This window comes from Rathayibacter sp. AY1F6, assembly GCF_002932035.1.
Lineage (GTDB): Bacteria > Actinomycetota > Actinomycetes > Actinomycetales > Microbacteriaceae > Rathayibacter.
Genome location: NZ_PSVD01000003.1, coordinates 139899 through 161228, shown reverse-complemented (window position 1 = coordinate 161228; position 21330 = coordinate 139899). Strand labels below are relative to the sequence as shown.

Here is a 21330-nt window from a genome sequence, read left to right as displayed (position 1 = left end):
CGGGGCCACGTACCGGAAGGCACGACCATGACGATCATCAGCGACGCGATCCTCGGATTCCAGGACCTGATCGGCCGCGTTCCCGAGCTCGTGCAGCCCCTCGTCGTCGCCGCGGCCGGGGCCGTCCCCTTCATCGAGGGCGAGGGGGCGGCGAGCATCGGGATCATCGGCGGCATCCACCCGGTCGTCGCCGGGCTTGCGGGGGCGATCGGCAACTTCGTCTGCGTGGCGCTGCTCGTGCTGCTGGGCACCGGCGTCCGCTCGGCGATCACGGGCCGCTCGGAGGCGAAGCGGACGACTCCGCGGCGCGAGAAGTTCCAGCGGGCCTTCACCCGCTACGGCGTCCCGGGCGTGAGCCTGCTGGGGCCGCTGCTGCTCCCGACGCACTTCACCGCGGTGATGCTGGCGGGCGCCGGAGTCGGCCGCGGGCGGATCCTGCTCTGGCAGGGCGTCGCGATCGCGCTGTGGACGACGGTGCTCACGGTGATCGTCGGGCTCGCGGTCTCGGGCGCGACGCAGGCGGGCTGAGCGGGCCGGACACGGTCCTGAAGCGTGCGACCCCGGTCGCGCAGAGGCGTCCGCGCCATCGGTCAGCGCCGGATGCGCCGTCCCGGTCCGCCGTCCGGGTCCGCCGGGCCGGCGGACTGCAGGTGGGTGTGCAGGCGGATGAGGGTGTCGCGCAGCCGGGTCTTGACGGTGCCGAGCGGGATCGACAGCTCCTCCGCGATCTCGGAGTGGCTGTACCCGCGGACGTAGGCGAGGTAGAGGACGTCGTGGTGGATGGCGGCGAGCTGCCGGATCGCGCCGGCCGCGGGCGCCAGGGCCAGCCGGACGTCCGAGCGCTCCCACTCGTGATCGCGCGGCCGGTCGAGGACCGTGTACTGCAGCTCCCGGCGCCGCGCCGACCGGTCCGCCCGGGCGCGGTCCACGGCACGGCGGTGCGCGACCTGGGCCAGGAAGGCGAGCACGGGACGGCCCGGGTCGAGCGAGCGCGCGGTGCGCCAGAGCTCGAGGTAGACCTCCTGCGCGACCTCCTCGGCGGCGGCGCGGTCGTCGAGCACGGCGTCCGCTACGGAGACGACCCGGCCCGCGGTGAGCGAGTAGAGCTGCCGGAAGGCGGTCCGGTCGCCCGCGCAGACCCGCAGCAGCAGGGCAGCCGACCGTGCAGGGCCGTCCCCGGGCTCACGCCGCTTGCCCGTCATCGTCGACACAGGGCTCAGCCTGGCACCGCGGACGCGCTCCTCCCGGGGTCGTGCCCCGAGAGGTGGCCCCCGTTAGAGGCTCACTTCTGCTCGCGTCCGCTGATGTGCGCCGCCCGACCCCCACTCTGCCCAGGGCCGGCCGTTCGCAACCGAGGCCCGGAGCGTCCGACAGTGGCCATCAGGCCGGTGCCGGGCCGCTCGACCTCGGTTGCGGACGGGCTCAGACGGCGACGCGCGCGTTCGACTGCGCGAGGAGCGCGACCGAGCGCAGGCGCGCCTCCGTCTGCAGCGACGCGTGGGCGACGATGACCTCGTCGGCGTCGGCGGAGCGGGCGAAGTCGGCGGTGTAGTCGGCCACCTGGTCGCCGGTGCCGACACCGGTGTAGGTGGTCATGCTCGCGACGTGGGCGCCGATCGGGGCGCTGAGCAGGGCGTCGAGCTCCTCGTCGTCGAAGGTCTGGCCGACGGGGATCTGCCCGCTCTGGCGCAGAAGCATCATCAGGCGGGCGCGCTTCATCTGCCCGAACTGCTCCTGTGCGTCCTCCTCGGTGTCGGCGGCGATGGCGTTCATCCCGGCGATCACGTAGGGCGCGTCGAGCTGCTCGGAGGGGCGGAAGCCGCGACGGTACTCCGCGACGGCCTGGTGCAGCGCGTCCGGAGCGAAGTGCGAGGCGAACGCGTACGGCAGGCCCAGCGCGGCCGCGAGCTGCGCGCCGAAGAGCGAGGAGCCGAGGATGTAGAGGGGGACGCGGGTGCCGGCACCGGGCGTCGCGCTCACTCCGGGGATGCGGGACTCGCCGGCGAGGAAGGCCTGCAGCTCCAGCACGTCCTGCGGGAAGCGCTCGGAGGAGTCGGGGTCGCGGCGGAGCGCGCGGAAGGTCGCCTGGTCGCTGCCGGGGGCGCGGCCGAGTCCGAGGTCGATCCGGCCCGGGTGCAGCGTCTCGAGGGTGCCGAACTGCTCGGCGATGGTGAGCGGGGAGTGGTTCGGCAGCATGACGCCGCCGGAGCCGAGGCGGATCGTGGAGGTCTGCGAGGCGACGTGCGCGATGAGCACCGAGGTCGCGCTGGAGGCGATGCTCGCCATGTTGTGGTGCTCGGCGTACCAGACGCGTCGGTAGCCGTTCCGCTCGGCCTCCTGGGCCAGGGCGACGGAGGCGGCGAAGCTGTCGCGAGCGGTCTCACCGGGGGCGATGGGGGCGAGGTCGAGGATGGAGAGGGGAACGCTCATGGTGAGGGCAACGCCCGCGACGGCTCCGGTGTTCCCGTCGCGGGCGCCGTCCTCACGCCTCGGGGATGTCGCGGCCGTACGCCTCCAGCGTCACGGCCTCGGGCTCCGGTCCGCCGCGCACGCCGGCCTCGAGGGCGTCGATCCGGGCGAGCTCCGAGCCGGAGAGCGCGAAGTCGAACACGTCGATGTTCTCGGCGATGCGCTCGGGGCGGGTCGACTTGGGGATGACCTGGCGGCCCTCCTGCAGGTGCCAGCGCAGCATCACCTGCGCGGCCGTCTTCCCGTACTTGGCGCCGAGCTCGAGGAGCACCGGGTCGTCGAAGCTGCGGCGCGGGGAGTCGCGGTAGGCGGTGATGCCGCCGATCGGCGACCAGGCCTGGGTGAGGATGTCGTTCTCGCAGCCGAAGCGCTCGACCCGCCGCTGCTGGAAGTACGGGTGAACCTCGAGCTGGTTCACCGCGGGGACGACGTCGGTCTCGGCGAGCAGGCGGGTGAGGTGCTCGACCATGAAGTTGCTCACGCCGATCGCCCGCACCCTCCCGTCGGCGAGCAGCCGCTCGAGCGCCCGGTAGGCGTCGAGGGTGCGGTCGAAGGCCTCGGGCAGGGCCTGGTGCAGGATCAGCAGGTCGATCCGCTCGACGCCGAGCTTGCCCGCGCTCTTGTCGAAGGCGTGCAGCGTCTCGTCGTAGCCGTAGTCGCTGATCCACACCTTCGTCTCGAGGAAGACGTCGTCGCGGCCGGCGATCGCCTCGCCCACCTCGCGCTCGTTGCCGTAGGCCGCCGCCGTGTCGATGTGCCGGTACCCCGCGTCGAGCGCGGCGGCGACGGCGGCGCGGGTCTCGTCGGGCGGAGTCTGGAAGACGCCGAGTCCGAGGGCGGGGATCTCGACACCGTTGTGGAGAGTGAACGTGTTCATGAGCCCACGCTACGTCCGCAGACGCCGAGTCGCCCGAGAAGCCGCGCGCGACTCCTCAGGCGACCCCGTCGCTCCGGCCCTGCTCAGCCGTCGATCGGCAGCAGGATCCCCTTCACCGTCTCGTCCGTGGCGAGGAACTCCTGCACGGCCGGGTCCTGGAAGGCCTGGACGAGCTTCCTCACGTTCTCGGTGTCGCGGTACTTCGAGCCGATGGTGAGCTGCCCGGCGAAGTCGTCGGGGGCCTGCGGGGCGAAGATCTGCTGCTCGATCGGGATGCCGGCGGCGAGGTAGTACTCGGTGTACCCGACGGCCGCGTCGAGGTCCGGCAGGGCGCGCGACTGGGCGGCGAAGTCGAGCAGCGTGAACTGAAGGTTCTTCGGGTTCTCGGCGATGTCGTCCTGGGTCGCGGTGCCCGGCTCCGTGCCCGGCTTCAGCGTGATCAGGCCGGCGTTCTGCAGCAGCCAGAGGCCCTGCGCCTCGTTGGCGGGATCGGAGTAGAGCGAGACCGTGCCGCCGTCGGGGATCTGGGAGACGTCGGAGTACTTGTCGCTCCAGAGCCCGAAGCCCCAGCGGAAGACGGGGGTGGCCGCCTCCTCCTCGAAGTCGGGGTTGGCCTCGAGCACCTGTCCCAGCCATAGCTTGTGCTGGTACACCGTGGCCGCGACCTCGCCCTCGCTCACCGCGCGGTTGATGGTGTTGCTGTCCGAGAGCCCCTTGAAGGCGACGGTGATGCCGTAGCGCGGCGCCACCTCCCTCGCGACGAAGTCGACCAGGGCCTGCTCGGAGGCATTGCCCTCGGCGGTCGCGACGTAGAGCGTCGCTCCCTCCTGCTCGTTGGCCGAGACGGCGGGGGAGAGGAGCGGGACGGCGATCGCGGAGGCGACGCCGACCACGACGACGGCCGCTCCGGCGATCCAGGGCCAGCGGCGCTTCTTCTTGAGATCGAATCCGAGGTCGTCGGGAGTGGACATGGCGGTGCCTTTCGAAGAGGGGGTGCGCGGGCGCGCGGGAGGGGCGCCCGAGGGCGCAGGAGGAGGAGTGGTGGTTCTAGACGGCGGCCGCGACCCGGGGCGCTCGCCGCGAGCGGGAGGCGCCGGGCGTGGTCGCGCGGACGAGGGCGTCGCCGGTGAGCTGCACGGTCGCGACGGTGGCGACCAGGATCACGATGGTGGCGAGCATGACGGTGGTGTCGAAGCGCTGGTAGCCGTAGGTCACCGCGACGTAGCCGATGCCGCCGGCGCCGATCGTGCCGGCGATCGCCGAGTACTCGATCATCGCGATCGTGTTGATCGTCAGGCCGCCGATGATCTGCGGCACCGCCTCGCTGAGCTGGGCGGTCCGCACCACCTGCAGCCGCGACGCTCCGGAGGCGCGGGCGACGCGGGTGAGCGAGAGCGGCACGCTGCGCAGCGCGTTCTCGACGATGCGGGTGAAGAAGGCGATCCCCGCGATCGACATCGGCACGACGGCGGCCGCGATCCCGATGTTGGTGCCGGTGATCAGGCGCGTGAACGGCATGATCGACGCCATCAGGATGAGGAACGGCAGCGAGCGGCCGACGCTGATGACGGCGCTGAGCACCTGGTGGGCGGCCCGGTTCTCGGCCAGCCCGCCCGGAGCGAGGTTGTGCACGAGAGCGCCCAGCGGCACGCCGACCAGCACCACGATCGCCATGACGATGCCGACCATGATCAGCGTCTCGCCGAGCGCCGGCAGCACCAGCGCGGGGATCTGCTCGAGCGGAACCTTGTTGTCGAGGTGGAGGATCATGCCGCCACCTCCTCGGCGAGGACGCGCACGCCGGCGGGCCGGACCGACAGGCCGAGCTCGGCCGCCGCACGGGTGAGCCGCGCCTCGTCGACCGGGCCGAGCCCGATCGTCGCGTGGCCGACCGCCTGCCCGTCCACCGTCTCGATCGCCGCGCCGAGCAGCGCGACCGGGCCGACCGCCTCCGCGAGCCGGGTGACCCAGTCGGTCGGCACTCCGGAGCGGGAGTAGCCCACCACCCATTCGCCCAGACCCGGGCCGGGCGCGACGGAGGGGCGCACCGGGTTGAGGGCGAGGCCGAGCGGGGACGCGGGGTCGCGCAGCAGGTCGACGAGGCGCCCCGACTCCACGATGCGGCCGTGGTCGAGGCGGGCGACGGAGTCGGCCACCTGGCGCACCGTCTCCATCTCGTGGGTGATGAAGAGGATCGAGAGGCCCAGGTCGTCGCGCAGCTCCTTCAGGAGCGTGGTGATCGCGGTGGTCGAGGCGGGGTCGAGGCCCGAGGTGGCCTCGTCCGAGAGCAGCACCGAGGGGCGGAGGGCGAGAGCGCGGGCGATGCCGACGCGCTGGCGCTGACCGCCGGAGAGCTGGTGCGGGTAGTAGCGCGCGCGGTCCGAGAGGCCGACGCGCTCGAGCAGCTCCGCGACGCGCCGCTTCGTCTCGGCGGCGGTGACGCCGAGGTACTCCAGCGGCAGGGCCACGTTCTGCTCGGCCGTGCGGCGGCTGAAGAGTCCGTCGGACTGGAAGACGGTGCCGATGCGGCGGCGGGCGACGCGCAGCCGCTCCTCCGAGAGCTGCGAGAGCGCCTCCCCGTTGACGACGACCGTGCCCGAGGTGGGCCGCTCGAGGAGGTTCACGCAGGCGGCGAGCGTGCTCTTGCCCGCACCGCTCGGGCCGACGACGGCGAAGATCTCGCCGGTCGCGACCGAGAAGTCGAGGCGGTCGAGCACGGTCGCCGGACCGTACGACTTGCTGAGCTGCTCGAGCCGGATCATCGCGTTCCTTCGGACGGGTCGGGCGGCCGCGGCCTCTCCGCGTCGTCCCGGACACGATGATGGAGCACCGCGGGCCCGCCCGTCCCGGCCCGCGTCGCCCGGCGTAACCCTTCGTCGCCGGGCGTAACAGTGCGCGGGGCGGAGGGGGTCGCGGCCGCGAGACGCGACAGGACCGCCGCGGCCGGCAGCACGCGGGCTACCGTGACCGGATGCAGCCGAAGTGGGAGTCGACGACCATCGAGCGCGCCTTCGACGAGGGGTGGTCGGACGAGCCGATGGGGACGAAGGAGAAGTTCTGGCTCGTCGCCGACGGCGATCTGTGGCTCTTCAAGTTCGCCCGCCAGCGAGGAGACGAGACCCGCGGTGAGGACTGGGCGGAGTGGGTGTCGTTCCATCTCGCGCGGATGCTCGACGTCCCGTGCGCGGAGATCCGACCTGCGACGGTGGGCGGTCGGCGCGGAATCATGTCGAGGAACGTCATCGAGCGCGAGCAGATCCAGAGCCTCGAGATCGGGAACAGCCTGCTGCGCCACTCCGATCGCCACTACGACCACGCTCGGAGGCGGCCCAACGACCGCTACACCGTCGATGCGGTGAGACGTGCTCTCGACGGCGTCGACGCTCCTGCAGGCTTCGACGCCGTCGCCGGACTGAGCGGTTTCGACGTGTGGGCGGGCTACCTGCTGTTCGATGCCTGGGTAGCTGGACGGGATCGACACGACGAGAACTGGGCCGTCATCGCCGGACGCGGTCATCGGACCCTCTCGCCCTCGTTCGATCACGGCAACGCCCTCGGGTTCCAGGAGACCGAGGAGAAGCGCGCCGCCTGCCTCGCCGATGAGGCTCTCTTCGACCGGTGGGTGCGGAGAGGAAGGAGTCACCATTTCGCCGGGAGACCGCTGCTGGTCGACCTCGCAGCGGAGGCCCTCGCGGCGGCCTCTCCGGAGGCGCAGGCGTTCTGGCCTGCTCGGCTCCGAGCGGTCGATCCCTCTGCGGTCCGCGAGGTCCTCGCGGCGGTTCCTCCGACCCTGATGTCGGAGACGTGCGCTAGTTTCACGGAAGGACTGCTGGCAGCGACACGGAGGAGGATCCTCGATGACTCTCCTCGTTGATCGACCGGCGCCGCGTCCGACCCCTGGTGTCCGCGAGCTGCTGCTCGTCTGGCAGAACCCTCGTACTCGCCGGTTCCTCCGCGCGGCGGTGCTGTCCGTCGGGGTCGACGGCTTCCTCTTCCGGTACGAGCCGGCGGCTGTCGCCGACGAGGACTTCTTCCCGCTCGCGGAGTTCCCCCGTGTGGACGCGGAGTACCGGAGCTCGTCCCTTCCGCCGTTCTTCGCCAACAGGGTGATGTCGTCCGAGCGCGGCTCGTACGAGGAGTACCTGGGGTGGCTCGGTCTCGAGGCGGCGTCCCCCGACCTCCCCGTCGAGATCATGGTCCGGACCGGCGCGGCGCGAGCGACCGACACCTTCCATGTCGTGGAGAAGCCTCTCCGCACCGCGCAGACCCTCATCAGTCGTTTCTTCGTGGCGGGAGTCCGCCATCGGGCCGAGCTCCCGCTTCCGGTGCTGCCTCTCGAGCAGGGCGACGGGCTGGTCCTCGTGCCCGACGCCTCGAACCTCCGCAACCCGGAGGCCTACGAGGTGGCCTCGGTGTCCGGCGAGCGGATCGGATGGGTGCCGGACTGGCTGTGCGGTGAGGTCGCCGCGCTCATGGCGTCCGGATGGGAGGTCGAGGCGGTCGCCGAGAAGGTGAACCCCGAGGCCCCGTCCCACGTCCAGGTGCTCTGCCGGATCACCGCGACCCTGCGTCACTGAACCCGCTCCCGCTCAGCTCGCGGCGGCCGCCGCGCGGGGGCTCTCGGCGCTCGCCTCGCGGTCGAAGCGCTCGCGGCTGAAGACCTGGTCGGCGGTCGTCAGAGCGAGGCCGATCACGCCGGCCAGCTCGCCCAGGTCCGATGTGTGGATGGTCAGGTGCCGCGTGGCGAGCGGGTGGGTGCGCAGGTAGACGCGCTCGCGCAGGCCCGACATCAGCACCTCGCCGCAGTCGCCGAGCTGACCCGAGATCACGATGGTCCGCGGGTTGAGGATGTTGACGAGGTCGGCGACCGCCTCGCCGAGGACGCGGCCGGCCTGGCGCACGGCCTGGGTGGCGCGCATGTCGCCTCGGAGCACGCGGGCCGTGACGTCGGCGACGTGCTTGATCGAGGGGTCGTCGGCCGAGAGGTCGCGGACGAGGGCCCAGCCGCTCGCGTACGCCTCCACGCAGCCGGCGTTGCCGCAGCGGCAGGGCAGCGGATCCGCGTCAACCGTGCCCGTGACCGCGCGGGTGTGGCCGATGTCGCCGGCCGCGCCGACGGCTCCGCGGATCGTCGCTCCGTTGAAGACGAGGCCCGAGCCGATGCCGGTGCCGAGCTTCAGGCTGATCAGGTTGTCGGAGCCGTGGTGGCGCGACTCGGCGAGGGCGCGGGCGTTCGCGTCGTTCTCGATGACGACCTGCACGCCCTCGTACGGCTCGGCGAAGTAGCCGGCGATGTCGAAGTCGTCCCAGCCGGTCATGATCGGCGGGTTGCGCACGCGCCCGGCGGCGAACTCGACCGGCCCCGGGACTCCGACGCCGATGCCGGCGACCGCGTCGCCCTGCTGCAGCCGCTCGAACGCGGCGAGCACCAGCGAGAGCACGGCGTCCGGTCCCTCCCAGACGTCGACGACGCCGCTCTCGTGCCGGAGGGGGGTGCCGCGGAGGTCGCAGGCGGCGGCGACGAATCCGCTCGCCCCGATGTCGGCGGTGAGGAACACCGTGCCGACCAGGTTCATCGCGAACATGCTCGAGGGGCGCCCGCCGGTCGACTCGCCGCCGGTGGTGGGGGCGATCAGGCCGAGCTCCACGAGGGTCGCGAGGCGCTGGTTGACGGTGGAGCGGGAGAGCCCCGTCTGCTCCATCACCGCGTTGCGCGAGACCTCGCCCTGCTCGCGGAACAGCGCGAGGACGTCGGCCACGTGCGAACCGGCCTCGCCGGTGGAGTACCCCGTCATCGCTCCCCCTCTTGTCACGGTCAGCGTACATGCCTGCCGACGGGAACCCTGAAGTTCCCCGACTTTCGTATTGCGGTAACGCGAAAGCCCCGGTAGTTTTCACACACCGGCACGCAGTGGTGCCACTGATCCTCAAGGATGACGATGAACCGCACAGCACGCCGCCTCCTCCCGGTTCTCGCACCGGTCGGCGCCCTCGCACTCCTCCTCACCGGCTGCGCCTCGGGTGGCGACACGGCCGCCGGCGGCTCCGGATCGACCAAGGTCGCCGCGGTCATCAAGGGCCTCGACAACCCCTTCTTCCAGGCGATGGAGAACGGCATCGAGGACACCGCGAAGGACGACTCCGTGGACGTCTCGGTGCAGGCCGCCGCCGACATCGGCGACACCACCGGCCAGGCCGACAAGCTCACCACCGTCGCCGGCCAGGACTTCGGCTGCCTCATCGTCAACCCGATCAGCGGCACGAACCTGGTGCAGGCCCTCGCCTCCGCCACCGGCAAGACGATCGTCAACATCGACAGCCCGCTCGACCCCGACGCGGTCGAGGCCGCGAACCTCGACGTCACCACCTACATCGGCACCGACAACGAGGCCGCCGGCGGCAAGGCCGGCGACTTCCTCCTGCAGCAGCTGCCCGCCGGCTCCGAGGTCGCCGTCATCGGCGGAGTCTCGGGAGACGTCACCAGCGCCGCCCGCGTCGACGGCTTCACCGCCGCGATCGGCTCCGACCTCACCGTCGTCCAGGAGGCCGCGGCCGACTGGAAGCGCGAGGTCGCGCTGACCAAGGCGACCGACATCCTCGCCGCGAACCCCGACGTGAAGGCGTTCTTCGCCGCGAACGACGACATGGGCCTCGGCATCGTCAAGGCCGTCGAGAACGCGGGCCTCACCGGCTCCGTCCAGGTGGTCAGCGTCGACGGCAACGAGGACGCGCTGCAGTCCGTGAAGGACGGCGGCCTCACCGCCACCGTCGCCCAGTACCCCTACGCGATCGGCCAGCTCGGCGTGCAGGCGTGCGAGGCCGTCGGCGCCGGCGAGGAGATCCCCGCCGAGATCGAGTCGCCCACCGCACTCGTGACCTCCGAGACCGCGGAGCAGGCCCTCGGCGCCTTCCCCCAGCCGTTCGAGGAGTTCGACAACCCGCTCGCCGCGCTCGTCCCCAGCAAGTAGGACCTCCCGCCCATGGCAACCCAGGAAGCGACCATGACCTTAGTCACCGCCCGACCCCCGGCCAGCGCCTCCCCGCTGCTGGCGAACCTCCGTCAGCTCAGCTTCTGGGCTGAGAACGCCGCACCGATCGGGCTCGTCGCCCTGGTGATCGTGTTCTCGATCGCGACGCCGACGTTCCTCAGCCTCGGCAACATCAAGGCGATGCTCGTCGCCGCCGCGATCCTGGTCATCCTCTCGATCGGCCAGTCCTTCGTCATCACCACCGGCGGCATCGACCTCTCGATCTCGGCGACGATGACCGTCGGAGCGGTCGGCTTCGGCATCGGCTGGAGCGCCGGCTGGGGCTTCTGGCTCTCGGCGCTCGCGGCCCTGCTCTTCGCGGGGCTGATCGGAGTGATCAACGGCTTCCTGATCGCGAAGGGCAAGGTCACCGACTTCATCGCGACACTGGGCACGCTCTCGGTGGCGACCGGCCTCGCGCTGATCGTCTCCGACGGCAAGCCGATCACGGTCGGCAGCCCCGAGCTGCTCCGCCTCACCACCGGCTCGATCGGGATCATCGGCTACCCGATCATCCTGGCCGCGGTCATCGGAGTCGTCGCCTGGGTCGTCATGTTCCGAACCCGCTTCGGCCTGCACGTGCAGGCGGTCGGCGGCAACGAGGAGAGCGCGGTCGCCAACGGCATCAAGGCCGGACGCGTGCGCATCGCGGTGTACATCATCGCCGCCGTCCTCGCCGGAGTCGGCTCGCTCCTCCTCGTCGCCCGCGTCGGCGCCGCGGAGCCGGCCATCAACACGCAGTACCTGCTCAACTCCATCGCGGCCGTCGTGCTCGGCGGAGTGAGCCTCACCGGCGGCAAGGCCAAGATCGTCGGCCCGATCATCGGAGCGTTCCTCCTGACCGCGCTGACCAACGGCCTGACCCTGCTCGGCGTCTCGCAGTTCTACCAGCCCCTCGCCGTCGGCCTGGTGGTCGTGCTCGCCGCCCTCATCACCCGCTACCAGAAGAAGTGAGCCCAGCCATGACCAGCGACATCCTGCTCGAAGCGCGGGACATCAAGAAGTCCTTCGGCGGCGTCCACGCTCTCAAGGGAGCGTCGATGTCGATGCGCCGCGGCGAGATCACCGCCCTGATCGGCGACAACGGCGCGGGCAAGTCCACCCTCGTCCGCTGCCTCTCCGGAGTGCACCCCGCCGACTCCGGCACCATCACCCTGGACGGCGACGTGGTGCACTTCACCACTCCGCTCGGCGCCCGGGACGGCGGCATCGAGACGGTGCACCAGACCCTCGCCCTGGTCGAGGACCTGACCGTGTGGCAGAACTTCTTCCTCGGCCGGGAGCTCACCAAGGGCGTGCCCGGGGTGCGGTTCCTCGACCGGACGCAGATGAAGAAGACGGCCCAGGAGCTTCTCGGCGACCTCGCCGTGAACGTCCCGCCGGTCACCAGCAAGGTCCGCCGCCTCTCGGGCGGCCAGCGCCAGGCGGTCGCGATCGCCCGGGCCGCGGGCTGGGGCAGCAAGATCGTGATCATGGACGAGCCGACCGCGGCGCTCGGCGTCCAGGAGACGGCGCGCGTCGAGAAGATCATCCTCAAGCTGCGCGACGCCGGAGTGGCCGTGCTGCTGATCAGCCACAACTTCGACCAGGTGATGCGCCTGAGCGACCAGGTGTGGGTGATGCGCGCGGGCCTCGCCGTCGCCGGCCGCCGCACCGCCGAGAGCAGCGGCGACGAGCTCGTCTCGCTGATCACGGGCGCGAAGGCCGCCTGATGCACCCCGAGTTCCTGCACCGCGGGAGCACGGAGCGCTCGTCGCCGATCGGGGTCCACGCGGGCCTGCTCGTCGGCGACTGGACGCCGGAGTCGGGGCGCCGCGCGATCGGCGCCGCCGCCTCGATCGGCTTCGACCTGATCGAGATCCCGGCGCCCGACGACCCCGACGCCTCCGCGTGGACCGCCGACCTGCTCGACGAGCACGGGATCGACGCGGTCGTCTCGCTCGCGCTGGACGCCGACTCCGACATCACGGACCAGGCCACGGCCGGCCGCGGCGAGGAGCGGCTGCTGGCGGCCGTGCGGTTCGCCGAGGCGATCGGCGCGCGGTACGTCGGCGGAGTCACCTACTCGGCCATGCGCAAGTACGAGCACGCGGCCGACGCGGCTGCCCGCTCGCGCTCGCTCGACGTGCTGCGGAGGGTCGCCGCGGCCGCCGCTCCCGCCGACGTCGTCGTCGGCGCGGAGTACGTGAACCGCTACGAGAGCAATCTGCTGAACACGGCCGCCCAGACCGCCGCGTTCCTCCGCGACCTCGACGCGCCGAACGTGCTCCTGCACCTCGACACGTTCCACGCCCACCTCGAGGAGGTCGACCTCGCGAGCGCCGTCCGCGACGCCGGCGACCTGCTCGGCTACCTCCACGCCTCCGAGAACCACCGTGGAGAGCTGGGCACCGGGAGCACCGACTGGACCGGGCTCGCGGCGGCGCTCGCCGACTCCGGCTACCGCGGCCCGCTCACCCTCGAGAGCTTCTCGCCCGCCGTCCAGCCCCCGGCCTCGGCCGAGGGCATGGGCCTCTGGCGCGAGCTCTGGCACGACCCGGTCGCCCTCGCGACCTCCGGCCACGCGTTCCTCGCGGACCTGCTCGACACCGACCCCGCGGCCCGACGCCGCCCCTGAACCTCTCGAACCAAGGAGCACCACCATGACCACGAACCCTCTCGGAGTGCACGCCCTCGTCTTCGCCGGCGGCACCACCCCCGACGAAGTGACCGCGACGATCGAGCAGACCAAGGCGGCCGGATTCGACCTGCTGGAGCTCTCGCTGCACGACGTGCAGAACCTCGACACCGCCTCCGCCCGCGCCGCCCTCGAGGCGAACGACCTCGGCATCGTCTGCTCGCGCGGCCTCGCCTTCTCGGCCGACGTCTCCAGCGACGACCCGGAGGTGGTGGCGCGCGGCGCGAAGCTGCTCGCCGACTCCCTCGAGACCACGCACGCACTCGGTGGCACCCACTTCACCGGCGCCCTCTACAGCGCGCTCGGGAAGTACAGCGCGCCCCTCTCGGCCGCGGGCCGCGCGAACGTCGTCTCGGTGCTGGCCGACCTCGCCGCCGAGGCCTCGACGAAGGGCATGACCCTCGGCCTCGAGATCTGCAACCGCTACGAGACCAACGTCATCAACACCGCCGCGGACGCCCTGCGCCTCGCCGACGACATCGGCGCCGACAACGTCCTGATCCACCTGGACACGTACCACATGAACATCGAGGAGGACGACTTCTTCCGCCCGGTGCTGCTGGTCGGGGATCGTCTCGGGTATGTCCACATCGGCGAGAACCACCGCGGCTACCTCGGCAGCGGCCACCTCGACTTCACGACGTTCTTCCACGCCCTCGCCGCGATCGACTACCGCGGACCCATCACCTTCGAGTCGTTCTCGTCGGCCGTGGTCTCGCCGACCCTCTCGAACGACCTGGCCGTGTGGCGGAACCTCTGGAACGACGGCCCCGCGCTCGCCCGCCACGCCCACGGCTTCCTGGTGAACGCGCTGGAGAGCAGCCGTGGCGAGGCCTGAGACCGAGGTCGCGCCCGACGCGGTGCGGCCCGGCCTCGACGAGCTGGCCGGGCGCGCGCTCGCGCTGACCTCGCCGGGCCGCCGCGCGATCGTCGCGATCGCCGGCAGCCCCGGGGCCGGCAAGACCACGCTCGCCCGGGCGGTGGTCGCCCGCGCGAACGAGCTCGCGGGGGAGGGGACCGCCGCCTTCGTGCCGATGGACGGCTTCCACCTCGCCAACGCCACGCTCGACGAGCTCGGCCGCCACGACCGCAAGGGCGCCCTCGACACGTTCGACGGCTGGGGCTTCCTCGCCCTGGTGCGGAGGCTACGCGCCGAGACCGACCACGTCGTCTACGCGCCCACCTTCGAGCGCACCGTCGACGAGGGAGTGGCCGGCGCGCTGGCCGTGCACCCCTCCGCGTCGCTCGTCGTGCTGGAGGGCAACTACCTCCTCGTCGACGAGGGCCCGTGGGCGCTGCTGCGCGCCGAGTTCGACGAGGCCTGGTTCTGCGCGACTCCCGAGACCGAGCGCTTCGAGCGCCTGGTCGACCGCCACGTCTCCTTCGGCCGCGCCCCCGAGGCGGCCTCCGCCTGGGCCTCCGAGGTCGACGGGCGGAACGCGCTGCTGATCGAGGCCACTCGCGACCGCGCCGACCTGATCGTGTCGGGGACGGCGGCGGGGGTGGTCTGACGCCCGATGTGGCGGAGGAGCGGTCCGCTTCGGGGCGCGACGTGGGCTCTCGGGCGGGTCCGGCCGGTCGATCGGTCGGACGACGGAGGACCCGTCGCCCGGCGGATGCGGTCTCGACGGGTCGGGTGCCAGGCTCGAGGGATGGACGACTCGACACGGAACTCCACGGAACAGCCCTCTCCCACCACCCCGCCGGCCGCTGCGCTCCCCGGAGCCGGGCAGCCGCCCCTCCCCGTTGCTCTCCTCCTCCTGCTGCGGCGGAGCGACGGGCGGCCCGCGGCTTCGTCGGGCGCCCTCGACACCGTCCTGGCCGCCTCCGTCCTCGCGGAGCTCTCCCTCCGGCGGCGCGTCGAGGTGGACGCCGGAGTCGTCGCCCTCGGGCCGGAGCGGTCCGCGCTCGGGGACGCCGTGCTCGACGGGGCACTCGGGTGGATCGCAGCGGAGCGAGCACCGCGCAGCGTCTCCTGGTGGATCGCCCGCCTCACTCGGAGGGAGCTGCATGCCGCCCTCCTCGAGCGGGTCGCCGCCGTGGAGCCGGCGGAGGACGAGCGGCTGCGGATCCGGGTCGCCGAGGTCCTCGCGGCTCGGACGGCGCCCCTGCCGTCGGACGCGGCGCTCATCGGCCTGCTCGACGCGGCCGGAGCGCTCTCGCCGAGGCCCGGCATCCCGGACCGGCAGGCGATCCGGTCGCTCGCGGCGCAGCACTGGGCAGGGCCGGCGGCCGCCGCCGTCCTCGCGGGAACCGCCGCGAGCGTCACGGGAGCCGCGGTGATCGCCGCGACGACGACGGTCACGATCACCGGCATGTGATCCGACGCGTGCGGCTCGCTGAAGCCGCGCGCCCCTACTCCGCCGGGTAGTCGGGCGCGACGAAGACGCAGAACGGGTGGCCGGCCGGATCGGCGAGGACGTGGAGCGCCTCCTCCGGGTCCTCGCTCCTGTCCTCGATCAGCTCGGCACCGAGAGCGAGCGCCCGGGTCTTCTGCCGGTCGAGCTCGTCGGCGTCCGCGACCATGAAGTCGAGGTGCAGCTGCTGCGGGACGGGCCCCTCCGGCCAGGTCGCGCGCGGCAGGGCGGCCACCCGCTGGAACGTGAGCTTCGCGCCGTCGGCGGTGACGATCGCGACCCACCCCGCCTCGTCGTCCGAGCCGTCCGCGGGCGGCTCGTCGCCGGGGCGGTACTCGCCGCCGAGCAGGGCGAGGTAGAAGGCGGAGAGGGCGCGGGCGTCCTCCGTGTCGAGGACGACCTGGCGCAGGCGCATGCGGGCAGGGTACCGCCGGACGAGCACCGGAGGGGGGGATCACGTGCTGTGCGGAACGGCTGCGGCGGGCCGGGCGTCCGCGGGTCGCGCGCCGACGTCGGCTGAGAAGGGGCTCCCCGCCCCGACACGGCGGGCCGCCTCTCAGCGGAGGTCGTGCAGCTCTCTCGCTCCCGACCGCGCCGCCCTGCCACTCCGCGCCCGCTTCCTCAACCCCTCCCGGCTCCCGGCCTCGCGCCAGGGCCCGGCGCGTACTGTGGCCGCTGACTCACGACGGCTACGAGGGAGACACCATGACGGAGCAGATCGGAATCCCCGAGGCCGCGGCGCTGGGGAGCGAGCGGCGGAGCATCGCGATCCTCGGAGCGGGCGGCGACCTCACCGAGCGGCTGCTGCTGCCGGGCCTGGGCCGGGTGGCCGAGCTCGCGCGCGACCTCGAGCTCACGCTGATCGGGGCGGCGCGCACGCCGCAGACCGACGAGGAGTGGCAGGGCCTCGTCCGTCGCAGCCTCGAGGCGGCCGGAGTCGCCGCGCACACGGTCGAGGCGCTCGCGTCGCGCGCGCGCTTCGTCGCCACCGACGCCTCCGACCCGGAGCAGCTGAAGGCCCTCCTCGACGCCTGCCCGTCGACTCCGGTGCTCTACGTCGCCCTGCCGCCGGCGATGGGGCACAAGGTCGCCGCCTCGCTCGCCGAGCTCGACCTGCCCGAGGAGCTGGTCGTCGCCATCGAGAAGCCGTTCGGCGAGGACCTCGACGACGCGATCGCCCTCAACGCGGCGTTCGCGAAGGTCCTCCCCGAGAGCCGCCTCTGGCGCATCGACCACTTCCTCGGCAACGCGACCGTGCTGGGGATGCTGGGCCTGCGCTTCGGCAACAGCATGCTCGAGGCGAGCTGGAGCGCCGAGTGGATCGAGAAGGTCGAGATCGTCTACGACGAGACGCTCGGCATCGAGGGCCGCGCGGCCTTCTACGAGAAGACCGGCGCGCTGCGCGACATGCTGCAGAGCCACCTCCTGATGGTGCTCGCGCTGACCACGATGGAGCGCCCCGACGAGGTCGCGCCCGACGAGGTCCACGCGCGCATGGCCGAGGTGCTCGGCGCCGTGCGGCTCTGGCGCGACGACCCCTCCTCCGCCCGCCGCGCCCGCTACACCGAGGGCCGCATCGACGGCCGCTTCTTCCCCTCCTACGTCGACGAGCCCGACGTCGACCCCGAGACCGGCACCGAGACCCTCGCGCAGCTGCTGCTCCAGGTCGACACTCCGCGCTGGGCGGGCGTCCCCTTCGTCCTCCGCTCCGGCAAGGCGATCGGCGACCCGCGCCGGGAGGTGGCGATCCACTTCCGCGCCGCCACGCCCCCGCGCGGCCTGCAGGCGGCCGAGGGCGACGCCGGGACGGTCCTCCGGATCGGCCTCAAGGGCGGCGACGTCAGCCTCGACCTGGTCGTGAACAGCGCCGACGAGCTGACCGACCTCGAGCGCACCACCCTGACGGCGCAGCCCGGCGCGGCCACGCTCGACCCCTACGCGCAGGTCCTCGCCGGGATCCTGCAGGGCGACACCCTGCTCTCGGTCCCGGGCGACGTGGCCGAGCAGTGCTGGCGCATCATCACTCCGGTGCTCTCCGCCTGGGCCGCGGGCGACGCTCCACTGGACGAGTACGAGGCAGGGAGCGCGGGGCCCGAGGGCTGGTGAGCGCGCGGTGAGGCGGGCGGGCTGAGGCGGGGGCGCGTGGCGTGATGCGGGGTCGGGTCCGCCGACGCCGGTCGCGTCGCCTCCCGCCCGGCTCCGCTGCTAGCCGTCCCGCTGGTCGACCCGTCCCGCCGGTCGACCCTCCTGCCGGTCGACCTTGCCGCCCTTCGACCCTCCCGCCCATTGACCCTCCCGCTCGTTGACCCTCCCGCCGGGGGAGACGGGATGCTGGAGGCATGGTGGGCATCGGGGAGTACGCAGGCATCACGGGTCTGAGCGTGAAGGCGCTCCGGCACTACGACGAGAAGGGCGTGCTGGTCCCGGCGGAGGTCGACGAGCGGTCGTCGTACCGCCGGTACGCCGACGCGCAGGTCCGGGCCGGAGTCGTGATCGGCGCGCTCCGGAGCGCGGGGGTCCCGCTGCCCGAGGTCGCGGCGGCGACTCGAGCCGGCACCGCGGCGGAGGCGCTGCAGGCGCACAGGGAGCGCGTGCTCGCGGAGCGGGAGCAGGAGGACCGGGCGTTCGAGGCCGCCGAGGTGACGCTGCGGGCGCTCGCCGTGCCGGTCGAGGTCGCCGAGCGGACGATGCCGGCGCAGCCGTACGTCGGCCAGGTCCTCACGATCGCCCTGGACGAGGCCGACGGGCCGGGCGACGACGAGGCGAACGAGATCTTCGGCGCGCTCGCCACCCGAGTGCACGCGGCAGGGCTCGGGCCGACGGGACGTTTCTGGACGGCGCTCCGGGCGGGCGAGCCGGATTCGGCGGAGCTCGTCTGCTGCTGGCCGACGTCGGCGGAGGCGGAGGGCGACCTCGCCGATCTCGCCGCGATCCTCCCGGCGCGCACCGAGCTGGTCGCCACCTGGCGCCCCCGCGACGGGGAGGAACTGCCCGAGGGGACCCTGCATCCGGCGATCGTCGCGCTCTTCGACGCCGCCGGAGACCGCGGCCTGCGGCTCGACGGGGTCGAGGTGCGGCAGACGGTGCTGGGGGAGGGGCCGGAGGACGTGGCGGTCGAGGTGTCGCTGACCGTCGCGGGGTGAGCGGAGGGCGGGGCGTGCCTCAGGTGGGCCGGGTGCCAGCGCTCGAGGACCGGCTCGGCAGGACCGGCTCCTCAGGACCGAGCGGAGGCGGGTGTGGCGCCGTCCGGCCGATCCCGCGCCACTTCGTGCCGCGGTCCGGGCCGTCTCCGTAGGCTCCGACGCATGACGAGCGGAGTCGAGGCCGGAGTCCATCGCGGTGACGAGCGGACGGTCCTCCACCGTCGGTGGTTCGCGGTCGTGGCCTCCCTGGTCTTCGCCTTCAGCTGGCTGCTGATCCCCGGAATCGGCTGGCTGATCGGCGCCGTCGCCGTTCTCTGCAGCTCGGCGTGGACGCGGTCGGAGAAGGGATCGGCGCTGGCGATCCCGCTGGTCGCGGCCGCTCTGGTCGGCAGCGGGGTCGGGCTCTTCTACGGTCTGCTCGGCGCGCCGAGCTCCAGCCTGACGACGTGGACGGTGGTGGGGGCCGGGATGCTGGCGGGAGGCGCGGCGACTGCGCTTCTGGGGGTCCGGCTGTGCGCTCGGGCACTCCGCCGGCCGGAGGAGTCCGCTGGAGGCTCGCTCTCACCAGCTGCCCCGGCCTCGGGCGCGCACGACGTCGGCTGAGAGGAGGGGCGTGGGCTCCTGAGGGAGGCCGCCCTGTCTCAGCGGAGGTTGTGCGGCCGCTCGCCGGCCCCGCTCGCGTCGTAGCGGAGCCGCACCAGCTCAGAGTCCGGCAGAACCGTCGCGTCGAGGAGGCGCAGCCCGTGCTGCGGCGCTCCGGAGTAGAGCGGCGTCCCGCCGCCCGCGAGGCCTGCGCCGACGAGGACGATCAGCTCGTCCACCAGGCCCTGCTCGAGGAGCGGATTCCAGGTCGTGCCGCTGCCGAACATCAGCAGGTCACCCCGGTCGCCCTGCTTGAGCAGCTCGATCTCGGCCGGACCCTGCTTCCGCGGCACGATCCGGGTGGTGGCGGCCCACGGCGCCTCCGGGTCGGGAGACAGGGAGTCGCTGATCACCAGCGCGTCGAGCGACGTGACCAGCCGCGCGGTCTCGTGCTCCCGCTCGCCCGCCGTCCCGTCCGCGGCGACGGCGCTCCAGCTGTCCCAGTTGTCACGGAACCAGCCGCCGCCGTAGACGAGCGTGCCCGCGCGGCGCAGCAGCTCGAGGTTGTGGTCGTTGAACGCGTCCTCGAACGGCAGCGCCGAGAGGTCGTGCCCGGGCCCCTCGAAGCGGCCGTCGAGCGAGGTGAGGACGGAGACGACGAGCCTGCTCATGCGGGGGATGCTACTCAGGCGGGGGTGCCGGGTGAAGGGTTGCGCACCCCTCCTCACATCGCCGCCCCCAGCGCGTCCCGCAGCGTCACCCGCGCCCGCGCGTGCCGGCTCCGCACCGTCGCGGCGCGGAGGGACAGGATCTCGGCCGCCTCGGCGAGGGAGAAGCCGTCCCAGTAGACGAGGGTGATGATCTCCTGGTCGACGGGCTTCAGCTGCGCGATCGCGGCGCGGACGTCCTCGGCCGCGTCGTCGGCCGGCGCGGGCGGCGTGATGCGGAGCTCCTCCGCCAGCCGCTCGACGAGCGCGCTCCTCCGGGTCGCGGTGCGGCGCTGGCCCGAGAGCACCCGCCGCGCGACGCCGAACGCCCACATCCGCGCGCGCGTCTCGTCCTCGGGGATCGACCGCTCCTTCCGCCAGAGGATCAGGAGGGTGTCGCTGAGAAGGTCCGCGGCGTCCTCGGGGCTCGCCGTCCGCCGCGCGAAGTAGCGGAGCAGGTCCGGCGCCTCCCGCTCGACCAGGGCCGTGATCTCGGCCTCCCGGTCGCGCGCGGGGGAGCGGACGACGCTGCGCGCCATGGACGGCGCCGCCTCGCCGGCGCTCATCACAGCTCTCCCGTGCAGTCGGTGCTGCCGCCCAGGCCGCCGTCGCCCTCGACGATCACGCCCTCGGGGATCGTGTCGAGGATGTGGTCGTCCGCGGCGGTGATCCAGGCCCGCCAGCGGATCGTCTCCTCCGAGAGGCCGAGGCCGTCGCTGTTCATGTCCGAGGCCAGCCAGGCGGGATCGGTCGTGTAGGCGACCGCGTCGTCGTGGATCCGCTGGCCGACGCCGCTCCAGTCCTGCGCGCGGAGGTAGTCGGTCGCGGAGGTGGTGACCTCGCGGTAGTCGATCTCTCCGTTGAAGTAGTCGATCGAGCACGACACCGCTGCGCCGGAGTCGGTGGTGTAGCTGATCGGGATCGTGAAGTCGGGGACCGAGCGGACGTCGGTGCCGGCGCTGGTCGCCAGCACGAGACCCGGGACGAGGAGGACGGGAGCCGCCAGCCACCACCCCCTCGACCGCGCGGGACGGCGGGGCGCGCGTTCGCGGGTCTCGGCGATCACGCTGTGCAGGGCGGTGCGGACGCCGGGCGCCCGGTCGTCGGTCGCGGGGTCGCTGCGGGAGAGCAGGTCGTCGAGTGTGCGTCGCGTCATCGGGTCCATCCTTCGTCGGTCGGGCGTGTACCGAGTACGTGGCCGGGTGGGGCCCGAGCGTTGCACGGGACCTGACGGGAGGAGTGAGCCGAGCCGGTCGCGCGCGCTCACTTCTTAGAACTCCTTCGCGAGGACCCGTCAAAAGGCGCCATATTCGGCTTCACCCCGGTCCTTTTCTCATCGGTTATGGCCCCGACAAGGGGGGCTCACTTCTCTATGGCGAGAGGGAGGCCGACCTATACGTTCATCTTCGGAAGCCCGCGGGGAATGCGTGCTCCCCTCCGGAGTCTGGGGCCTCCGCACTCGCTGCGACATCCGTGTCGTTCGTCGTGTC

Annotated in this window: 24 protein-coding genes; 13 read left to right on the top strand and 11 right to left on the bottom strand. The window is 72.7% G+C overall.

The genetic code is table 11. The features are described from left to right. The first annotated feature begins 27 nt into the window (after nt 1–27). Nucleotides 28–528, top strand: a complete 501-nt coding sequence (locus tag C5C44_RS04440) for a small multidrug efflux protein (RefSeq protein WP_104225805.1) — start codon at nt 28–30, stop codon at nt 526–528. Between the two features lie 62 nt (nt 529–590). On the opposite strand, the gene C5C44_RS04435 is transcribed toward C5C44_RS04440, so the two are convergent. The 6 genes from C5C44_RS04435 to C5C44_RS04410 form a co-directional block, all read right to left on the bottom strand. After that, entirely contained in the window at nt 591–1202 is a 612-nt protein-coding gene (locus tag C5C44_RS04435) for a sigma-70 family RNA polymerase sigma factor (protein ID WP_258065638.1), read from the bottom strand. A 220-nt stretch (nt 1203–1422) separates the two neighbouring features. Next, nucleotides 1423–2430: an LLM class flavin-dependent oxidoreductase gene (locus C5C44_RS04430; protein ID WP_104335401.1), complete on the bottom strand. Its 1008-nt coding sequence runs from the start codon at nt 2428–2430 to the stop codon at nt 1423–1425. Between the two features lie 52 nt (nt 2431–2482). Then, nucleotides 2483–3346 (bottom strand): aldo/keto reductase, encoded by an 864-nt coding sequence (locus tag C5C44_RS04425; protein WP_104222706.1) that lies wholly within the window; start codon nt 3344–3346, stop codon nt 2483–2485. Between the two features lie 83 nt (nt 3347–3429). After that, nucleotides 3430–4317 (bottom strand): MetQ/NlpA family ABC transporter substrate-binding protein, encoded by an 888-nt coding sequence (locus tag C5C44_RS04420; RefSeq protein WP_104335400.1) that lies wholly within the window; start codon nt 4315–4317, stop codon nt 3430–3432. Nucleotides 4318–4393: 76 nt separating this feature from the next. After that, a complete protein-coding gene (locus C5C44_RS04415; RefSeq protein ID WP_104222708.1) occupies nt 4394–5116 on the bottom strand; it encodes a methionine ABC transporter permease in 723 nt (240 codons plus the stop codon). After that, nucleotides 5113–6108: a methionine ABC transporter ATP-binding protein gene (locus C5C44_RS04410; RefSeq protein ID WP_104256583.1), complete on the bottom strand. Its 996-nt coding sequence runs from the start codon at nt 6106–6108 to the stop codon at nt 5113–5115. Before C5C44_RS04410 ends, C5C44_RS04415 begins: the two co-directional genes overlap by 4 nt. 209 nt (nt 6109–6317) lie before the next feature. Here C5C44_RS04410 and C5C44_RS04405 point away from each other — a divergent pair, with 209 nt between their 5' ends. Beyond that, complete coding sequence (locus C5C44_RS04405; RefSeq protein ID WP_104222710.1) at nt 6318–7220, top strand: hypothetical protein; 903 nt, start codon at nt 6318–6320, stop codon at nt 7218–7220. Beyond that, on the top strand, nt 7204–7923 hold the full coding sequence (locus C5C44_RS04400; RefSeq protein WP_146079454.1) for an HIRAN domain-containing protein: 720 nt from the start codon (nt 7204–7206) through the stop codon (nt 7921–7923). The genes C5C44_RS04405 and C5C44_RS04400 overlap by 17 nt, the downstream gene beginning before the upstream one ends. A 12-nt stretch (nt 7924–7935) precedes the next feature. Here C5C44_RS04400 and C5C44_RS04395 read toward each other — a convergent pair whose 3' ends face one another. Then, nucleotides 7936–9141 (bottom strand): ROK family transcriptional regulator, encoded by a 1206-nt coding sequence (locus tag C5C44_RS04395; RefSeq protein ID WP_104232969.1) that lies wholly within the window; start codon nt 9139–9141, stop codon nt 7936–7938. Between the two features lie 144 nt (nt 9142–9285). Here C5C44_RS04395 and C5C44_RS04390 point away from each other — a divergent pair, with 144 nt between their 5' ends. From C5C44_RS04390 to C5C44_RS04360, 7 genes are all read left to right on the top strand, one after another. Further along, on the top strand, nt 9286–10314 hold the full coding sequence (locus tag C5C44_RS04390; RefSeq protein WP_104222713.1) for a substrate-binding domain-containing protein: 1029 nt from the start codon (nt 9286–9288) through the stop codon (nt 10312–10314). 33 nt (nt 10315–10347) lie between these two features. After that, the gene (locus C5C44_RS04385; RefSeq protein ID WP_104335399.1) at nt 10348–11328 is read left to right on the top strand and encodes an ABC transporter permease; all 981 of its coding nucleotides are present in this window, start codon (nt 10348–10350) and stop codon (nt 11326–11328) included. Nucleotides 11329–11336: 8 nt separating this feature from the next. Continuing rightward, nucleotides 11337–12086: an ATP-binding cassette domain-containing protein gene (locus C5C44_RS04380; protein WP_104335398.1), complete on the top strand. Its 750-nt coding sequence runs from the start codon at nt 11337–11339 to the stop codon at nt 12084–12086. Next, nucleotides 12086–12991 (top strand): sugar phosphate isomerase/epimerase, encoded by a 906-nt coding sequence (locus tag C5C44_RS04375; protein ID WP_104268798.1) that lies wholly within the window; start codon nt 12086–12088, stop codon nt 12989–12991. The genes C5C44_RS04380 and C5C44_RS04375 overlap by 1 nt, the downstream gene beginning before the upstream one ends. A 25-nt stretch (nt 12992–13016) precedes the next feature. Further along, the gene (locus C5C44_RS04370) at nt 13017–13889 is read left to right on the top strand and encodes a sugar phosphate isomerase/epimerase (protein WP_104335397.1); all 873 of its coding nucleotides are present in this window, start codon (nt 13017–13019) and stop codon (nt 13887–13889) included. Beyond that, complete coding sequence (locus C5C44_RS04365) at nt 13876–14562, top strand: nucleoside/nucleotide kinase family protein (RefSeq protein ID WP_208543338.1); 687 nt, start codon at nt 13876–13878, stop codon at nt 14560–14562. The genes C5C44_RS04370 and C5C44_RS04365 overlap by 14 nt, the downstream gene beginning before the upstream one ends. Nucleotides 14563–14703: 141 nt before the next feature. Then, the gene (locus C5C44_RS04360) at nt 14704–15372 is read left to right on the top strand and encodes a GPP34 family phosphoprotein (protein WP_181132715.1); all 669 of its coding nucleotides are present in this window, start codon (nt 14704–14706) and stop codon (nt 15370–15372) included. Between the two features lie 34 nt (nt 15373–15406). Here the strand turns inward: C5C44_RS04360 and C5C44_RS04355 are convergent, their stop codons facing one another. Continuing rightward, the gene (locus tag C5C44_RS04355; RefSeq protein WP_104335395.1) at nt 15407–15823 is read right to left on the bottom strand and encodes a VOC family protein; all 417 of its coding nucleotides are present in this window, start codon (nt 15821–15823) and stop codon (nt 15407–15409) included. A 290-nt stretch (nt 15824–16113) separates the two neighbouring features. On the opposite strand from C5C44_RS04355, the gene C5C44_RS04350 reads away from it, so the two are divergent. From C5C44_RS04350 to C5C44_RS04340, 3 genes are all read left to right on the top strand, one after another. Beyond that, on the top strand, nt 16114–17514 hold the full coding sequence (locus tag C5C44_RS04350; protein ID WP_104335394.1) for a glucose-6-phosphate dehydrogenase: 1401 nt from the start codon (nt 16114–16116) through the stop codon (nt 17512–17514). A 233-nt stretch (nt 17515–17747) separates the two neighbouring features. Continuing rightward, complete coding sequence (locus C5C44_RS04345) at nt 17748–18551, top strand: MerR family transcriptional regulator (protein ID WP_104335393.1); 804 nt, start codon at nt 17748–17750, stop codon at nt 18549–18551. 162 nt (nt 18552–18713) lie between these two features. Continuing rightward, nucleotides 18714–19154: a hypothetical protein gene (locus tag C5C44_RS04340; RefSeq protein WP_104335392.1), complete on the top strand. Its 441-nt coding sequence runs from the start codon at nt 18714–18716 to the stop codon at nt 19152–19154. A 38-nt stretch (nt 19155–19192) separates the two neighbouring features. Here C5C44_RS04340 and C5C44_RS04335 read toward each other — a convergent pair whose 3' ends face one another. The 3 genes from C5C44_RS04335 to C5C44_RS04325 are packed head-to-tail and all read right to left on the bottom strand — an operon-like array spanning nt 19193 to nt 20996. Next, nucleotides 19193–19804, bottom strand: a complete 612-nt coding sequence (locus C5C44_RS04335; protein WP_104335391.1) for a dihydrofolate reductase family protein — start codon at nt 19802–19804, stop codon at nt 19193–19195. A 53-nt stretch (nt 19805–19857) separates the two neighbouring features. After that, nucleotides 19858–20406, bottom strand: coding sequence for an RNA polymerase sigma factor (locus C5C44_RS04330; RefSeq protein WP_219827827.1), 549 nt, complete (start codon nt 20404–20406; stop codon nt 19858–19860). Further along, on the bottom strand, nt 20406–20996 hold the full coding sequence (locus C5C44_RS04325) for a hypothetical protein (RefSeq protein WP_104335390.1): 591 nt from the start codon (nt 20994–20996) through the stop codon (nt 20406–20408). The genes C5C44_RS04330 and C5C44_RS04325 overlap by 1 nt, the downstream gene beginning before the upstream one ends. Nucleotides 20997–21330: the final 334 nt, after the last annotated feature.

Excerpts from the sequence above, each read along its gene's own strand:
- C5C44_RS04385 (WP_104335399.1), top strand. The coding sequence starts at position 10,348 with ATGACCTTAGTCACCGCCCGACCCCCGGCCAGCGCCTCCCCGCTGCTG.
- C5C44_RS04410 (WP_104256583.1), bottom strand. The coding sequence starts at position 6,108 with ATGATCCGGCTCGAGCAGCTCAGCAAGTCGTACGGTCCGGCGACCGTG.
- C5C44_RS04405 (WP_104222710.1), top strand. The coding sequence starts at position 6,318 with ATGCAGCCGAAGTGGGAGTCGACGACCATCGAGCGCGCCTTCGACGAG.
- C5C44_RS04340 (WP_104335392.1), top strand. The coding sequence starts at position 18,714 with ATGACGAGCGGAGTCGAGGCCGGAGTCCATCGCGGTGACGAGCGGACG.
- C5C44_RS04425 (WP_104222706.1), bottom strand. The coding sequence starts at position 3,346 with ATGAACACGTTCACTCTCCACAACGGTGTCGAGATCCCCGCCCTCGGA.
- C5C44_RS04345 (WP_104335393.1), top strand. The coding sequence starts at position 17,748 with ATGGTGGGCATCGGGGAGTACGCAGGCATCACGGGTCTGAGCGTGAAG.
- C5C44_RS04380 (WP_104335398.1), top strand. The coding sequence starts at position 11,337 with ATGACCAGCGACATCCTGCTCGAAGCGCGGGACATCAAGAAGTCCTTC.
- C5C44_RS04350 (WP_104335394.1), top strand. The coding sequence starts at position 16,114 with ATGACGGAGCAGATCGGAATCCCCGAGGCCGCGGCGCTGGGGAGCGAG.
- C5C44_RS04395 (WP_104232969.1), bottom strand. The coding sequence starts at position 9,141 with ATGACGGGGTACTCCACCGGCGAGGCCGGTTCGCACGTGGCCGACGTC.
- C5C44_RS04390 (WP_104222713.1), top strand. The coding sequence starts at position 9,286 with ATGAACCGCACAGCACGCCGCCTCCTCCCGGTTCTCGCACCGGTCGGC.
- C5C44_RS04360 (WP_181132715.1), top strand. The coding sequence starts at position 14,704 with ATGGACGACTCGACACGGAACTCCACGGAACAGCCCTCTCCCACCACC.
- C5C44_RS04370 (WP_104335397.1), top strand. The coding sequence starts at position 13,017 with ATGACCACGAACCCTCTCGGAGTGCACGCCCTCGTCTTCGCCGGCGGC.
- C5C44_RS04400 (WP_146079454.1), top strand. The coding sequence starts at position 7,204 with ATGACTCTCCTCGTTGATCGACCGGCGCCGCGTCCGACCCCTGGTGTC.
- C5C44_RS04330 (WP_219827827.1), bottom strand. The coding sequence starts at position 20,406 with ATGAGCGCCGGCGAGGCGGCGCCGTCCATGGCGCGCAGCGTCGTCCGC.
- C5C44_RS04435 (WP_258065638.1), bottom strand. The coding sequence starts at position 1,202 with ATGACGGGCAAGCGGCGTGAGCCCGGGGACGGCCCTGCACGGTCGGCT.
- C5C44_RS04420 (WP_104335400.1), bottom strand. The coding sequence starts at position 4,317 with ATGTCCACTCCCGACGACCTCGGATTCGATCTCAAGAAGAAGCGCCGC.
- C5C44_RS04430 (WP_104335401.1), bottom strand. The coding sequence starts at position 2,430 with ATGAGCGTTCCCCTCTCCATCCTCGACCTCGCCCCCATCGCCCCCGGT.
- C5C44_RS04325 (WP_104335390.1), bottom strand. The coding sequence starts at position 20,996 with ATGACGCGACGCACACTCGACGACCTGCTCTCCCGCAGCGACCCCGCG.
- C5C44_RS04375 (WP_104268798.1), top strand. The coding sequence starts at position 12,086 with ATGCACCCCGAGTTCCTGCACCGCGGGAGCACGGAGCGCTCGTCGCCG.
- C5C44_RS04335 (WP_104335391.1), bottom strand. The coding sequence starts at position 19,804 with ATGAGCAGGCTCGTCGTCTCCGTCCTCACCTCGCTCGACGGCCGCTTC.
- C5C44_RS04415 (WP_104222708.1), bottom strand. The coding sequence starts at position 5,116 with ATGATCCTCCACCTCGACAACAAGGTTCCGCTCGAGCAGATCCCCGCG.
- C5C44_RS04440 (WP_104225805.1), top strand. The coding sequence starts at position 28 with ATGACGATCATCAGCGACGCGATCCTCGGATTCCAGGACCTGATCGGC.
- C5C44_RS04355 (WP_104335395.1), bottom strand. The coding sequence starts at position 15,823 with ATGCGCCTGCGCCAGGTCGTCCTCGACACGGAGGACGCCCGCGCCCTC.